This window comes from Bifidobacterium sp. MSK.17.10, from assembly GCF_019129655.1.
Lineage (GTDB): Bacteria > Actinomycetota > Actinomycetes > Actinomycetales > Bifidobacteriaceae > Bifidobacterium > Bifidobacterium adolescentis.
Window position 1 is genome coordinate 82,159 of record NZ_JAHOJD010000004.1, and the last position, 15,915, is coordinate 98,073.

A 15,915-nucleotide genomic window follows, 5' to 3' on the forward strand; every position below is an offset into this window, starting at 1 on the left:
TCCCCCGCTCCGCAAACGAGATCGGCAAACGACTCATGGTATTTGAACATGGACGGTGACGTTTTGACGCGTATAAAGCGTATAAAGCCGAATCCGACGAATCAGTACTGGAATGCTGCAAGGAGGGTCAGATGATATTGACCGATGCCATCAATCTCGTTCTCGCCGAATATCCTGGAATGAAGGCGATTGGTGCCGCGGAGAGTGCCGATGCGTGGATCATCGGACTCGATTTCGCGTCTTCAACAGATGACCATCCGGTGCCGGGCACACCGAGCGTAGCGGTCGAAAAAACATCAGGCGTTCTGCATGACCTTATTCCGGGGACGGAAGATTTCTGGCATTACATGACCGGTGCCAAAAAGGTGACTATTCCTCGGATTTAAAATCCGCCTTAGTCTTCCCATAAGAGCTCCCGCCTTTCACGCCTTCCGCGTGGAAGGCGGGAGCTTCCGTTATTCGCTGAGCAGTTTCGGCGTGAACGCCATGAACAGGATTCCCGCGGTGACGGCGAAGACGATGTCCGAAATCGGTTCCGCGCGGATCAGACGCCAAGCAATCCAACGGAAAAAGCAAGAGGAAAAAGACACGAAGAAACACGCCGGGCCATCTCATACCAGAGGATGAGTCACCCCAACATTTACGCCAAGGAATGAATACGACGGACGATGCCACGGACACGACCAGCCGTACTACCGTTGAACCAACAACGGAAACGAAACCCACGCACACACCACGCGCATCCCACACGCCCAGCAAAGGAAACCGGCCATGTCATACGTCCTCTACTTCAGCAAGCCATTCGCGCTCGCCATCGCAATCTGGCCATTCCTCTCACTCCTACTCACCCTGCCCGTGCTCGCACTGCTTTACCACCGCGACAACCGGCTACGCTTCGCCTCCGCACTGACCGCATATCTCGTGGTGCTCTACCTCATCGCGCTCGCATGCTTCACCATGTACCCAATGCCAGAAAACCCGGCCACCTACTGCGCCGCCCACCATCTCAGGCCACAACTCAACCCATTCGAATTCATCCACGACATCCGAACCGACGGCATCACAGGCGTCATGCAACTGGCCATGAACGTCGTGTTCTTCCTACCGCTCGGCTACTTCATGAAACGCGTCTTCCGCTGGAAATTCGCCACGGCGTTGCCGGCCATGTTCCTCACCTCGCTGCTCATCGAAACCACCCAGCTGACCGGCATCTGGGGCATCTATCCATGCGCCTACCGCCTATTCGACGTCGACGACCTCATCGCCAACACCCTCGGCGGCATACTCGGCTACGCCATGGGAAGCATTGTCACCCACTTCCTACCCCAACAGCGCATCGACGAAGATGCCATCACCACCGAGCCAGGCTTCGTGCGCCGCTGCGTGGCGCTCGCGATCGACCTGTTCCTTGTCGAAACGGCGTCGCTGTCCGTCACGGCGCTTATCTATCTGGTTGGCGTGCTGTTCGATGTGAACCGCGCGAACAACGTCAATGCGGCCGTCTCCGCCGTGGCCACCATCGTCATGTTCGTCCTGTTCGAAGGGATCATTCCGTGGAGGCGCGCCGGCCGCACGTTGGGCGGCGGTTTCACGCGCATGACGGTGGAGACCAGGGAGCGTTCCGGCATGCGCAGGATCGTGTTCTATACGTTACGCGCGTTGGTGTTGTATTGCGCGGTCTACGGATTGTGGACGGACCGTGGCTTCTACGCGCTGCTGCTCGGCATCGCGCTTATCGTGTTCTGGCGCGTTAAAAAGCGCATGCCGTACGACTATGTCTGACCGTCGTGCGGAGCTGCCGCGAGTCCGGCGCCGCAAAAACGCGACACGCCGGGCTTGCGCGATGGCGGACGCTCCTGTATATTTTCAATTCGTTGCCCACCAAGGTGGAAAACATGCGGACATAGCTTAGTTGGTAAAGCGCAACCTTGCCAAGGTTGAGACCGCGGGTCCGAGTCCCGTTGTCCGCTCCACAAAACGAAAGCTCCCGGGAGGGAGCTTTTCTTGTATTTCCGGCAGTCGCCGGCACCGGCGAATCCAATGGAATCCGATGCCGGCGGTCTTGTTTTTTCAGTCGCCGATGTTGTCGCGTGCCGGCGTGACCATCGTCAGCATCATGACGGACGGCTCCTCGGCGTATATCGCGTGCGGGATACGGGTGGGAAAGTAGGCCAGGCCTCCCGGAACAAGCTCCACGGTCCTGCCGTTGCCCGTCACCTTAAGCCGTCCCTTCAGCGTCTGCACGAACACCGGCATCGCGGCCGTATGCTCGCTGAGCTCCTCGCCCGTGTCGAAGGAGAACAGCACCACGTTGCCTCCGGCCTTCTGCATGACGGTGCGGGACACGGTGGACCCCTCCTGAAAGGAAATCATGTCCCCGAGGTCCTCGATGTATCCCAGTTCGATCGGTTCGGCCTCATTGCGTTCGTCGCTCATCATCGTCCTCCTTTGGTTGGTGGCAGGGATGCCTCCGTCGTATCGTCTTCACGCCGGAGACACGGCATGTACGCGTGGAGGAAAAACGTTTGACCACGATGTGAACACGCTCTTGCATCGAACGCGTTTATGGTCCAGACTTTTGCCTGTTCCATGAAAGTCGGCAATGTCGCCGGGGGCAAATGGGACGAACGGAGGTATTAAGGAAATGAACGAGAACATCGACATCGACACCACTTTCGTGCCGGACGATTCCGCCAGCCATTCCTGGACGGAGCGCGACAGCGAGCTTGTGGAGGAGTATGCGGCCCAGCTCATGGCGATGAGCATCTGAGTGGACACGATCTGAAAACGTGGGGGACGCCCCTTCCGGAAACTCCGGAAGGGGCGTCCTTCCGTTTTTTTCATTCCGCCGGGCCGAAACGCCTCCGGCGCGTCCGTAGCCACATGTGTGACTATGCTTTCCAGCCGTAGCGTTTGAGACGACCGGGAGGAGACCGCATGCCGACGGACGGAAAACCGAAAAACGGCATCGTCAGACAATTGTTCAGCTATGGCGGCGTTTCGGCCATGCAGACCTTCGTGGAATTCGGCGTGTTCGCCGTGCTTCAGCTGGCCGGCCTGCCGTTCCGTCTGGCGAATGCCGTGGCCGTCTTCTGCTCCGGCTCATTCAACTACGTCATGAACCGCAACGTCACATTCAAATCCTCGTCGAACTACGCGCGTTCGATAGCCATGTTCGTGGCCATGTACTGCTGGAACCTGCTGTTCTCCAACCTGATGATGGCCTGGATCCCCGGACTGCTTGGCTGGCCCACCATGGCGGTCAAGATCGTCACCATGGGCATGCAGGCGGTCTGGGGCTTCCTGCTGTGCCGCTACGTCATCTTCAAATGACGTTCGCGCCGGACGGTTTTCCCGCCGCGATCACGGGAAAACGGACATGCTATCTTACAATGGATGCGCATCGGGAAACTTGTGGCTAAGGGAAGGACGGGACGCCGTTGGCGGATGTAAGACGGGAAATGGAACGGCTCCGGCCCGTGTATGAGACCGGGGTGCTGCGATTGCTGCTGCGCGGCAATTCCATGCTGTACGTCGCGCTGCTGCGCTCCACGTTCGACCCGCTCACCGGCGAGCTGCCACGCGAGATCGTCGAGGAACGGTTCTCCCGCAGTCTGACCCGACTTGCGGAAACGGGCGATTACACGCCCAAGGAAGGGCAGACGTCCGCGGAAGCCGCGCACACGATCCTGCAGCAGCTGACGAAGGAAGGCGAGGGCGACTACGCTTGGCTCGCCAATTCGCTCGACGTCGCCTCGCACCGCTACCTGTACCGTCTCACGGCGCGCGCCCACCGTGCGATCGAGGCGCTCGACCGGCTCGAGGACACCACGAAAGCGCTGTCCGGCGCGCAGGCCAACAGCATCATCATGGAGATCGAGCATGCGCGCATGCAGCTGACCGCCGACCCCCGCGAACGCATCCGCCTGCTCGAACGCGACATCGAGGAGCGGCAAAAGCAGATCGACGAATTGAAGCACAGCGACACGTTGGACAAGCTCACCTCGCAGCAGGTCGGCGACATCATCGGCGTCATCCACAACACGCTGCGCGGCGTGCCGATCGACCTGCGCGAACTGGCGCTCGAGGAACGCGACAACGGCGACAATCTGCGCCGAAGCATGCAGTCGGGCTCCATCAGCGTGGAGCAGGCGCTCGGCACCTACCATGACGAATACCACAGGTCGTTCCACGAATCCGACAGCGGCCGGCGTTTCGAGGACGCGTTCCAGGTGATCGTCACCGACGAGGGACGCCGCGAAATCGACGAGGCGGTGCGAGACATCGCCCAGAACCCGTATCTCGAGGGCGAGCCCGGCATCCTGCTCGCCCAGGTACGCGCCGAACTCAAACGCATCTACGAGGGCATCGAGGACGTGCGCCGGCAGATCCGCATATCCGACGAGGCGGTGAGCCGTCTGGTGCGCCAGCAGACCGACACGCATTACCGCACCATGCTCGACAAGCTCCACAGACTGTTCGTGCGGGCCAGCGACGACGCGAAGACGCACCCCGGCTCGGACGAACGCCCATACCGTACGGACACCGGCACGGCGCAATTCCAGGCATTGCCGTCCAGGCCCGCGAAATCGATGGCGCGCGCGGCCACGGCCGGATTGGACGACGCGCCTTCGACGAACGTCGACGCGCCGGACCTGAAGGCCATGGTCGAGATGTGCGGCCCGCGGCTGACGCACATGATCGGACTCATCAGGCGCGATCCGGTCAAAACGGCGGACGGCAGGTTCGTGGATTTCGCGGCGAGCTTCAACCGGCTGCCCCGGGAGGAACGGCGCGAAAGCGAGCTGATCGGCTTCCTAAGCGCCCTACGCACGCAGGACGGACCGGCAACCGTGGCATGGCATTGCGTATCCATCGACGGAGGCGAGCGCGTGTGGCGCACCAGGCCGATCCTCACCACCGAGGCGGCGCTTGACGAGATCATCGAGGAGGGATGAGCATGACGGACAACACCGACGGATTCGACACTGGCATCGGCATCGAAGAGGAGACAGGCCCGGAATCCGGCATGCCGTCCGAAGGGCCGGATATGACGAGGGACAGGCCGGCATTGTTCGACGGGGATACGGGAGACATGCCTCTTGAGGCGCGTATGGCCGCGATCGCGCTGAAACGCGAACGCTACATCGACGGCAGCCTGTACGACAGGGCGTGCCAGTACCGCGAGGCCGTGGAACGGTCGTTGAACAACGACATGCTCAGACTGGTCGACAACACGAAATACCGGATCATGTACGCGTCGCCGGTCACGGACGCGGAGACGAACATCCGCTCGTTGAAGACGCGTGTGAGCCTCACCCGCGAGGAGGCCGCCACGCTCGCGGCCCTGCGCATCAAGGTGCTGGAGTACGAGAACCAGAAGACGAAGCCGGGCGACTGGCTCATCAGCTTCGACGACATCCGCGCGCTGCTCGCCACGGGAGCGGGCTTCCTCACGGCCAGCAACGACGAGGAGGGCACGGCGAAGAAGATCACGTCCGTCATCTCGCGCATGCGCACCTACGGGTATCTCGCGGAAACGGGGGACGAGAACATGTACGTGCTCACGCCATTGGTGCCGATGGTGCTCGACCAGAAGCTCGCCGACCGGTGGCTCGGCTCCGATGATACGGACGGCGATGGTATGAAAGACGCGGATGGCGATGGTTATGACGATTCGTCCATCGGCGCGGATGGTGGCGATACTTCCGATTCGACCGGGACGGTTTCGTCCGGCGTCGAGCAGGACGCGTTCGATTTCGATTCGGCCGATGACGCTTTTGATGGAGGGGAACACTGATGGAAGACGGCATGAAAATCGTTTCCGACCGTTGGATGCTGCAAAGCCGGCAGATCGTCAACTGGGGCTCCTACGGCGGCTACCACGTGTTCCGCCCGTCCATGGACGATGCGATGCCGGTGACCCTGCTCGCCGGCGCGAGCGAATCGGGCAAATCCACGCTCGTCGACGCGCAGATCTCGCTGCTCTACCCATCCGGCACCCCCTACAATAAGGCGTCGAATTCGGGACGTTCGGAACGCAACGACTACACGTACCTGCGCGGCATGATCGGCATCAGCGACGGCGAAAACGGTGAGACCCCGATCTTCCTGCGCGGCAGGGACGCGGACGGCACCCCGCAGAACATCTGGGGCGCGATCGTCGACACATACGCGAACCGCAGCGACGGCGGACTGTTGTCCTGCGCAAAATTCCTCTACCTGACCGCAGGCGACGGGCCGGACGGACTGCGCCGCCAATACGTCACCTGGAACCAGACCATCGACCCGCGCCTCATGGACCGGCACCGCGACACGTCATTCACGCGAGGACTGATGGAACAGACCTACCCAGGATGCACGACGCACGTCAACGCGCAGGCGTTCCACGCCTCCATCTGGCAGGACATGGGCCTAAGCGCCGAAGCATGCAGGCTCCTGCACAAGATCCAATCCGCCGACGCGCCCTCCAAACTCGACGACATCTTCAAACAGGGCGTGCTCGACGTGCCCGAATCCATCCGGCTCGCCCGCGAAACCGTCGACGACTACAACCGGTTCAGCGAGAACTTCCACAGCATGGAAGACAAAATGGAACGCGTCGCCATCCTGCAGGACATACAAGCCCGCTACGGCGAATACGCCAAACAAGCCAGCGAACGCCGCGAATACACGCCCATCGACCCCGACCGCGAGCAAGGCGAGACGACGCTCGCCGCATGGACATGGTCGCGCATGGCCAGCGAAGTACGCGCCGGACTGCCATCGGCGCAACGCAAAGCCAAGGAATCCCAGGACGCCATCGACCGGTCTCAGCAGCGCATCGACGAACTCGACACGCAAATCGAAGCCGTCAAAGAACGCATGAACGGCATCGACGGCGGCAGCCTGCAGCAACTCGGCAAGGACTTCGAACGCGCACGCCAGGACGCCGACGAGGCGCGCAGACAACGGCACGCCATCGCCGAACGGTTCGAACGCGTCGAAGGCAGACTCCCCGCCGACGAGCAGACATGGAACGCCAAACGCGCCGCGCTCGCCTTGTCGCTCGACACGTACGACAAGCGTTTGGAAGACGCGCGATCCGAATACCAGCGGATGGTGGTGGAACGTCACGCCCGGCAGGGCGAACGCGACCTGTTGAGGCAGGATTACCGGCGCAAGATCGAACACAGGACGCGCATCAGCGACGACATGGACCATGCGCGCACGCTCATCGCACGGGCGACGGGCTTGGACGAGACGGAACTGCCGTACGTGGCCGAACTGATGGACGTGGACGAGGGGGACGAGCAATGGCGTCTGGCGATGGACGTCACGTACGCGCCCATCGCGCAGACCATTCTCGTGGACAAGCGGCATGAGCAGGGGTTCGCCGCGAAGGTCAGCACGATCGATCCGACGCGTATGACGCGGCGTGCCTGGCGTTTCGTCGATACCGACGCGCAATACGATTCGGCCTGCAACGAGGGGTGGATGTCGTCGAAGCTGCGGTACAAGGAGGATTCGCCGTTCGTCGGATGGTTGAAGGAGCAGACCGCGTCGCAACGGTTCGACGCGCGTTGCGTGGAGGCGATCGACGACATGGACCGGGCCGAACGGCAGGTGCAGGTCGACGGGCAGATCAAATCCGGCGACCGTGGATTCCATGGCGTCAAAGGCCTGCGTCAGGTCATCGGCTTCGTGAACGAACGGTATCTGGCCGAATTGGAACGCCAGCTTGACGGGGCGGAACGGGCGTTGGAGGACGCCGACCGCCGCGGCAGGCAGATGGCCAACGCCATGACTCTGCTGCAGGACGAGCATGAGCTCGCATTGACCGTCGCGGATCTGCCATGGGGCAAGATCGACGTGGACGGGCTCGAGACGAAGGCGGAACGGATCCGTCTGCAGATCGAACGGATCGAAAGCGATCCGGAACTGGCACAATTGCAGGACGAGTTGAAACAGCTGCTACGGCAGAAGGACGACGAGGGCAAGAACAGGTACCGTGCCGAAGCGGAATTGGAAAACGTGCAGCATGCCGTCCAGGCCGAACAGGCATGGCTCGACATGCATGGCGACTCCGATTTCGACGATGCCGCATTGTCCGACATGGTGTCGAATCTGCTGGCCGACACGTATGAGACCTGTTTCGACACGTCGCGTCCGCAGGAACGGCCGCAGCGCATCGCCGGCGGTTTCGACCGTGAGGGGACGGCGCCGTTCGACGTGCGCGTGCTGCGCAGAATCGGCAACACCGTGCGTGCGAGACTCCAGCAGATCGACGAGCGTGCCGTCCAATTGCGCGCCGACACGGAACGCGCCATGGGCGACTATCTGAAGCACCATTCCACGGAGGGCGACACCGTCATGGCGAGCGTGGAGGACTATCCGTATTTCCTTGACGAGCTCAAGAACCTCAACATGCTCGTCACCCGCGCCGCGACCGACGAGGAGTATGCGAACAGCGTCGAAAAGCTGTATATGAGCTTCCAACAGCTCAACCGCGCGTTCAACACCGACGAGGAGAACGTCAGGGAGCAGCTCGACCGCATCAACGGCATGCTCAAAGGCCAACAGTTCGGCCCCCGCGGCGGCAGGCTCTCGCTCCACGTGGACTTCCACCCGATCGACCGGCAGTTCAAATCCTCGTTGGGCCGCATCATGTCGAAGCTCGACGATTGGACACGCAACGCGCGCAGCAATCCCATGGAGACGCGCAAGGCGTTCGCAGGCTGCGAAACGTTCATCGGCAGGCTCCAGGCGGAACTCGGCCAGATCCGCGACACGAACGGCATCAAGGAATACGGTGCGCGCAACCTCGATCCACGCGTGCGCAGCTCGTTCTACGCGATCGTGCACCATAACGATCTGCCCGACGAACGCATCAGCTCCACCGGCGGCAAGTCCGGCGGCGCGTTGCAGGAACTCACCTCGTTCGTCTACGGCGCGGCCCTGATCTACCTGCTCGGCGGCGACCTGACCGGCAAGCCCACCTACACCACGCTGTTCCTGGACGAAGCCCTCATCAAAGCCGACGGACGCTACACGAAACGCGCCCTGACCGTGCTGCCGCGCCTCGGCTTCCAGATCATCGTATCCGCGCCGGAAAGCAAAACCGCCGAGATCCTCAGCATCGCAGACAAAGCGTACGTGGCATACAAGGATCCCGCAACCGGCAACTCGTACCTGCAGGAGCTCGACCGCGAGCCGGCAACGCAAGCCGAAACACAAGACGCCACCGTCAAGCAGACGCAACCCGCGACGGAGGCATAATATGGCAGCGGCCAGAAACACCACAGGCGAAACGGACATCCGCCGGAAACTCGACGAATACGTCGACGCCCACCTCACCAGGCACATGTACGACACCGACGAATCCTGGCCGCTGCGCAAAACCATCCGACTGCCCAAACAAGCCGAACTAGAGCAGCACTACAACCAAATCCGCGCCCAAAACGAAACCATCCGCGACTGGGCGCGGCAACACCACTGCGAAACCAGCGAAAAAACCAAAATCGTCTCCAGCGGACTCATCCAACAAAAAAGCCCACTCATCGACTCCGTGACCATACCCGACCTCGACACCGCCCTCCGCATCGCCACCAAACAAACCCGCGAACGCTACCTACGCGAACACGACCGCATGAGCGCGCTCGCCAAAGAATTCGGCCTCGAACCGGAGAACGCCATAAACGTCGCCAAAACCCTCAAAGACCACGACGACACCGACTTCCACCTCGTCATCCAAGCCGCCCACTACTTCGCAAACCACGACTGCCACACCATGACCCCACGCATGGCGCCCATCCCAGGATTCAGCGCCAAATGGCTCGGCGCACCCAACTCCCAACGCCGCAAAGCGATATGCCAGCTCACCGGACAAGACAACCTCACCTTCCAGGAACGCCCGAACGAACTCCGACTACGCCTCATGGACGCCGAACACCACGACCAACCCGACCTCATCGTCACCCAACCATGGGTCCGCAGCCAGCCAACCGACATCGAACACGCCATCATCATCGAAAACAAAGACACCTACCAGGCCATGCCCACCGTCGAACACGCCATCTGCATCCTCGGCAACGGATACGCCGCAACATCACACATCACAACACTCCTGCCATGGCTCACCACCATCCCCAACATCATCTACTGGGGCGACATGGACGCCAACGGACTCGACATCCTCTCCAAACTACGCGCCACCGGCATCCCATGCACATCCATACTGATGGACACCACCGCATACCGGACATACGAACAATACGGCACCCAATTCGACGCCAAAAACAAACCCCTCACCACACAAACCCCACAACCCACACCCGGACTCACCACCGAAGAACGCAAACTCTACGAAACACTCTGCACAGGAACAGACATCCAATACCTACGCATCGAACAGGAACGCATCCCCATACGCGACGCCACAACCATCCTGCACGACCAACACCACTGGCCAATCGACATACCCGGCAACGACATACCAAACAACAACACCAAATAGAACACCTGTTCGAAACCACAACAAAAATACGCTATCCTATACAACAGAACAGGCAACACCAAGCGGAAGAACACCATGACAACCAAACGCAACAACACGACACACAACGAAGTCGTGGTCGAACGCGTACTCACCAGCGACGCATTCCTCACACGCGAAATTAAAAAAGCCCCCATGAAAACAACAGGCGACTCACTCATAGCAGACCTCACCCACCTACCCAACGACCTCAAAATCACCATCCAAGGCGCTCGCGAGCACAATCTCAAGAACGTGGACTTGGAGTTTCCTCGCAACCGCATGGTGGTGTTCACCGGCCTGTCGGGTTCGGGCAAATCCTCGTTGGCGTTCGATACGCTGTTCGCCGAGGGCCAGCGCAGGTATGTCGAATCGCTGTCGGCGTACGCGCGCCAGTTTCTGGGGCAGATGGACAAGCCGGACGTCGACTTCATCGAGGGGCTGAGCCCCGCGGTTTCGATCGACCAGAAGACCACGAACCGCAATCCGCGCTCGACGGTCGGCACAATCACCGAGATCTATGATTATCTGCGACTGCTGTTCGCCCGCACCGGCATTCCGCATTGTCCGGAATGCGGCGCCCTGGTAAGCGCGCAAACACCGCAGCAGATGGTGGACACGTTGCTGAAGTATCCGGAACGCACGCGTTTCCAGATTCTCGCGCCGGTCGTGCGCGGCCGCAAGGGCGAATTCGAGGATCTGCTCGAACTGCTGCGTGGCGATGGTTACGCACGTGCGCTGATCGACGGTGAGATGCGGCAATTGTCCGATGACATCAAGCTCGCCAAGCAGAAGAAGCACACCATCGAAGTGGTGGTGGATCGTCTGGTGGTCAAGGACGGTATCCGCCAGCGTCTGACCGATTCCATCGAAACGGCGTTGAAGCTTTCCAAAGGCGTGGTCGTCGCCGATTTCGTCGATTTGGACGAGAAGGATCCGGACCGTCGCAAGCCGTTCTCCGAGAAACGCGCCTGCCCGAACGGCCATCAGCTGGAACTCGACGAGATCGAACCGCGCACCTTCTCCTTCAACGCGCCGTATGGCGCCTGCCCTGAATGCACGGGTATCGGATACAAGCTGGAAATCGACCCCGAACTGGTCATTCCCGATCCGGACAAGACGCTGAACGAGAACGCCATCGAACCGTGGGGCATGACCAAAGGCACCGGCGAATACTACCGCCATGTGCTTGAGGGACTCGGCGATGAGATGGGCTTCGACCTGGACACGCCTTGGAAGGATCTGCCCAAGGACGCGCGCGACGCCATCATGTATGGCCGTGATTTCAAGGTGCAGGTCTCGTACCGCAACCGTTGGGGTCGCATGCGCGAGTATTCCACCGGTTTCGAAGGCGTGGTGCGCACGTTGATGCGCCGGCATGACGAGACCGATTCCGACCAGATGAAGCAGTATTACGAGTCGTACATGCGCGAGGTGCCATGCCAGGCGTGCCATGGGCGGCGTCTGCGTCCGGAAGTGCTTGCCGTCACCGTGGGCGACGAGTCCATCGCGGACGTGTGCGACATGTCCGCCGAACGGAGCCTCGCATGGATCAACGGCCTAGAACTCGAAGGCTCGGCCGCGCAGATAGCCGGCGAAGTCGTCAAGGAGATCCGCGCACGACTCGGCTTCCTCAACGATGTCGGCCTGAACTATCTGACGTTGTCGCGTGCGGCGAAGACCCTGTCGGGCGGCGAGGCGCAGCGCATCCGACTGGCCACCCAGATCGGCTCCGGCCTGGTGGGCGTCATGTATGTGCTGGACGAACCATCCATCGGCCTGCATCAGCGTGACAACGAACGGCTGATCGGCACATTGCATCATTTGCGCGACCTCGGCAACACGCTGATCGTCGTCGAACATGACGAGGACACCATCAGAAACGCGGACTGGGTCATCGACATCGGTCCGGGCGCCGGCGAACATGGCGGCGAGGTCGTGTATTCCGGCCCCGCCAGAAAAATCACCGAAGCGCCACGCTCCATCACCGGCGACTACATCGCCGGCCGACGGAAGATCGAAGTGCCCGCCGCACGCCGCAAGACGCATAAGACCAAGCAGCTGCGCGTGGTCGGAGCCCGCGAGAACAACCTCAAGAACCTGAACGTCAATTTCCCGCTGGGCGTGTTCACCTGCGTGACGGGCGTGTCCGGTTCCGGCAAATCCACGCTGGTCAACCAGATCCTTTATCCGGTGCTTGCGGACAAGCTGAACGGCGCGCGCATCGTGCCCGGCAAGCACACGCGCGTGGAAGGCGTGGACCAGTGCGACAAGGTGATCCACGTCGACCAGAATCCGATCGGCCGCACTCCGCGTTCCAATCCCGCCACCTATACGGGAGTATGGGACAAAATCCGCACGCTGTTCGCCAAGACGCCCGAAGCGCAGGTGCGCGGCTATGGTCCCGGACGGTTCTCGTTCAACGTCAAGGGAGGCCGCTGCGAGGCATGCCACGGCGACGGCACATTGAAAATCGAAATGAACTTCCTGCCGGACGTGTACGTGGACTGCGAGGAATGCCACGGCCAGCGCTACAATCGCGAGACTCTCGAAGTGAAGTACAACGGCAAATCGGTCGCCGACGTGCTGAACATGCCCATCGAGGAGGCCGCGCAGTTCTTCAAGGCGTACCCGTCCATCTCGCGTTACCTGGACACCCTGGTGCAGGTCGGTCTCGGCTATATCCGGCTCGGCCAGCCGGCGCCGACGCTGTCCGGCGGCGAATCGCAGCGCGTGAAACTCGCGACGGAACTCCAACGGCGTTCCACCGGCAAAACCGTGTACATCCTCGACGAGCCGACCACCGGCCTGCATTTCGAGGACGTGCGCAAACTGCTGCTCGTATTGCAGGGATTGGTGGACAAGGGCAACGCCGTCATCGTCATCGAGCACAATCTCGACGTGGTCAAATCCGCGGATTGGATCATCGATCTGGGGCCGGAAGGCGGTGACGGCGGCGGCACCATCGTCACCGAAGGCACGCCGGAGCAGGTCGCGCAATGCGAACAGTCGTGGACGGGCAAGTTCCTTAGGGATATGCTGTGACTGATTTCGAACGACACAGTCCGGACGTGTGGCGCAAAACGGCGGATGCGTTACGGGAAACCGCAGTATCGGACGCCGGCACCCAATCCGACGGCAGGGGAGTGAACAAGAACGGCGCGCCCCTGTTGGGGGATACTCGCGACCTGTTCCGTCCGAAAACCTCCGACATTCCCGCGCAGCCGGGCGTATACAAGTGGCGTGACGGCGAGGGGCGCGTCATCTACGTTGGCAAGGCCAAGAACCTGCGCAACCGGCTGACGAACTACTTCCAGCCGCTCTACCAGCTGCATCCACGCACCCAGACCATGGTGTTGACGGCTCGCAGCCTCGAATGGACGGTAGTGGGTACGGAACTGGAGTCGCTCACACTCGAATACACGTGGATCAAGGAGTTCGACCCACGATTCAACGTGGTGTTCCGCGATGACAAGACCTACCCGTATCTGGCCATCTCATCAGGCGAACGCATCCCACGCGTATGGGTGACTCGCAGCCGCAAACGTCGCGATACCAGATATTTCGGCCCGTACGCCAAGGTATGGGATCTTCGGCACAGCCTCGACGCGTTGCTGAAGACGTTTCCCGTGCGCACATGCTCGAAGAACGTGTTCCACAAGGCGCAGTTGACGGGCCGTCCATGCCTATTGGCATCGATCGGCAAATGCTCCGCTCCATGCGTGAACCGTATCGGCGCTGACGAGCATCGCAGGATGTGCGAGCAGCTTGTCGGCGTGATGACCGGCCGAATCGGCAAATCGTATATCGCCCAACTGACCCGCGACATGAAGCAGGCGAGCGCCGAACTGGAATTCGAGAAGGCGGCCCGGCTGCGCGATCAGATCAAAATGCTCGGGACCGTGGTCCAGCAGAACGCCGTCGTGTTCGATTCGGATGTCGACGCCGACGTGTTCGGCATCGCGTCCGACGAGCTTGAAGCCAGCGTGCACGCGTTCTTCGTGCGGTCCGGATCAATTCGCGGCGAACGTAACTGGAGTGTGGAGCGAGTCGAAGATGTGAGCGACGCGGAGTTGATCGCCGATCTGATCACTCAGGTATATTCGGAAACCACGGGGGAGAGCGCGGCCGTCTCCGATTCGACCGTCGTGACCGAGCAGCGCAATGCGATCGGTTCGACACAGATCGTGACCGCAACGGATGCTATCGCCCGTGCGCAGGCCACGAAGGAACGCAACGAACGTCAGGAGCAGACGGGACGTGCCGACCTGCTGGCTCCAATCGCGCCTGTTCCCCGTGAGGTGATCGTTCCAATCGAACCGTCGCGCAGCGCAGGGCTTGAGCAATGGCTAAGCGGATTGCGTGGAGCGGCCGTCACCATCCGTGTAGCCAGCAGAGGCGACAAGAAACAGCTTATGGACCGTGCCAACGACAATGCCAAGCAGGCGTTGGCACGCAGCAAGATGAGCCGTATCAGCGATATGGGCGCACGTTCCGATGCGATGAACGATGTGGCGAAGGCTCTTGGGCTTGAACAGGCGCCGTTGCGCATTGAATGCTACGACATTTCCAACACAGTCGGCGGCGCATTCCAGGTAGCGTCCATGGTGGTGTTCGAAGACGCGATCGCGAAAAAGTCGGAGTACCGCCGTTTCGCCATCCGAGGTGCGGACGGGCAGGGCGCGTTGGATGATTTGAGCGCATTGTATGAGACGTTGACCCGTCGTTTCCGCCATGGCAACATCGCCGGCGATTCCGGGGAAAGCATGGACAACGAGCGTCGGATGGCCACGCAAAATGATAGGTCGGATGGCACGAATGGTCCTGAAACGGATGCCGTGCAGCAGAACACCAACCGTCGCCATTTCGCCTATAAGCCGAATCTGGTCGTGGTCGATGGCGGCAAACCGCAGGTGATGGCGGCGGCCGAGGCGCTTGCCGACTGCGGCGTGGACGATGTGGCCGTCTGCGGATTGGCGAAGCGTCTTGAGGAGGTTTGGGTGCCGGATGACGACTATCCGATCATCCTCAAGCGACAATCCGAAGGCATGTATCTGCTGCAGCGGGTGCGTGACGAATCGCATCGTTTCGCCATCACCTACCATCGTCAGACCAGACGCAAAGGAGCTTTGCGTTCCGCTTTGGACGACATTCCCGGCATCGGCGAAGCCTATCAGAAACGGCTTCTCAACCATTTCGGCTCCGTACGCGCCATGCGTGAGGCGAGCGTGGAGGATTTCGAACAGGTCAAAGGCATCGGCCATGCCAAGGCCGAGAACATTTACCAGGCATTGCATTCGTCCGTTGACATTGCTTCGAAGGCGGAGGATGCCCTCCGAACAGTGAAATCGGATGGAAACAGTCCGAAAGATGAAAAGAAATAGAATCTGTAACGAGCAATC

The 15,915-nt window shown here is 60.8% G+C and carries 12 protein-coding genes and 1 tRNA gene; 11 read left to right on the forward strand and 2 right to left on the reverse strand.

From position 1 onward, the window contains the following. Positions 1-131 precede the first annotated feature (131 nt). Positions 132-386 (forward strand): hypothetical protein, encoded by a 255-nt coding sequence (locus tag KSX58_RS04345; protein ID WP_035010968.1) that lies wholly within the window; start codon positions 132-134, stop codon positions 384-386. A 69-nt stretch (positions 387-455) separates the two neighbouring features. On the opposite strand, the gene KSX58_RS10535 is transcribed toward KSX58_RS04345, so the two are convergent. After that, positions 456-590 carry a hypothetical protein gene (locus KSX58_RS10535; RefSeq protein WP_003809170.1) on the reverse strand — a complete coding sequence of 45 codons (135 nt, stop codon included), beginning with the start codon at positions 588-590 and terminating at the stop codon, positions 456-458. Positions 591-771: 181 nt separating this feature from the next. On the opposite strand from KSX58_RS10535, the gene KSX58_RS04350 reads away from it, so the two are divergent. Together KSX58_RS04350 and KSX58_RS04355 are read left to right on the forward strand one after the other, a co-directional pair. Beyond that, a complete protein-coding gene (locus KSX58_RS04350; protein ID WP_217735739.1) occupies positions 772-1,782 on the forward strand; it encodes a VanZ family protein in 1,011 nt (336 codons plus the stop codon). Between the two features lie 115 nt (positions 1,783-1,897). Next, positions 1,898-1,973, forward strand: a tRNA-Gly gene (locus KSX58_RS04355). Positions 1,974-2,070: 97 nt separating this feature from the next. On the opposite strand, the gene KSX58_RS04360 is transcribed toward KSX58_RS04355, so the two are convergent. Next, complete coding sequence (locus KSX58_RS04360) at positions 2,071-2,439, reverse strand: cupin domain-containing protein (protein WP_003834833.1); 369 nt, start codon at positions 2,437-2,439, stop codon at positions 2,071-2,073. A gap of 205 nt (positions 2,440-2,644) precedes the next feature. Between KSX58_RS04360 and KSX58_RS10540 the strand changes: the two genes are divergently transcribed. The 8 genes from KSX58_RS10540 (at position 2,645) to uvrC (ending at position 15,897) form a co-directional block, all read left to right on the forward strand. Next, positions 2,645-2,770, forward strand: coding sequence for a hypothetical protein (locus KSX58_RS10540; protein WP_256134382.1), 126 nt, complete (start codon positions 2,645-2,647; stop codon positions 2,768-2,770). 167 nt (positions 2,771-2,937) lie between these two features. After that, positions 2,938-3,333: a GtrA family protein gene (locus tag KSX58_RS04365; protein ID WP_003834828.1), complete on the forward strand. Its 396-nt coding sequence runs from the start codon at positions 2,938-2,940 to the stop codon at positions 3,331-3,333. Between the two features lie 128 nt (positions 3,334-3,461). Continuing rightward, the gene (locus tag KSX58_RS04370) at positions 3,462-4,958 is read left to right on the forward strand and encodes a DUF3375 domain-containing protein (protein WP_055054463.1); all 1,497 of its coding nucleotides are present in this window, start codon (positions 3,462-3,464) and stop codon (positions 4,956-4,958) included. A 71-nt stretch (positions 4,959-5,029) separates the two neighbouring features. Continuing rightward, complete coding sequence (locus KSX58_RS04375) at positions 5,030-5,800, forward strand: DUF4194 domain-containing protein (protein WP_227561770.1); 771 nt, start codon at positions 5,030-5,032, stop codon at positions 5,798-5,800. Continuing rightward, positions 5,800-9,258, forward strand: coding sequence for an ATP-binding protein (locus KSX58_RS04380; protein ID WP_217735738.1), 3,459 nt, complete (start codon positions 5,800-5,802; stop codon positions 9,256-9,258). The genes KSX58_RS04375 and KSX58_RS04380 overlap by 1 nt, the downstream gene beginning before the upstream one ends. A gap of 1 nt (position 9,259) precedes the next feature. Further along, complete coding sequence (locus KSX58_RS04385; protein WP_217735737.1) at positions 9,260-10,495, forward strand: DUF3322 and DUF2220 domain-containing protein; 1,236 nt, start codon at positions 9,260-9,262, stop codon at positions 10,493-10,495. Positions 10,496-10,570: 75 nt separating this feature from the next. Then, positions 10,571-13,558 (forward strand): excinuclease ABC subunit UvrA, encoded by a 2,988-nt coding sequence (uvrA, locus tag KSX58_RS04390; protein ID WP_021913446.1) that lies wholly within the window; start codon positions 10,571-10,573, stop codon positions 13,556-13,558. Further along, the gene (uvrC, locus tag KSX58_RS04395; RefSeq protein ID WP_021913445.1) at positions 13,555-15,897 is read left to right on the forward strand and encodes an excinuclease ABC subunit UvrC; all 2,343 of its coding nucleotides are present in this window, start codon (positions 13,555-13,557) and stop codon (positions 15,895-15,897) included. Before uvrA ends, uvrC begins: the two co-directional genes overlap by 4 nt. Positions 15,898-15,915: the final 18 nt, after the last annotated feature.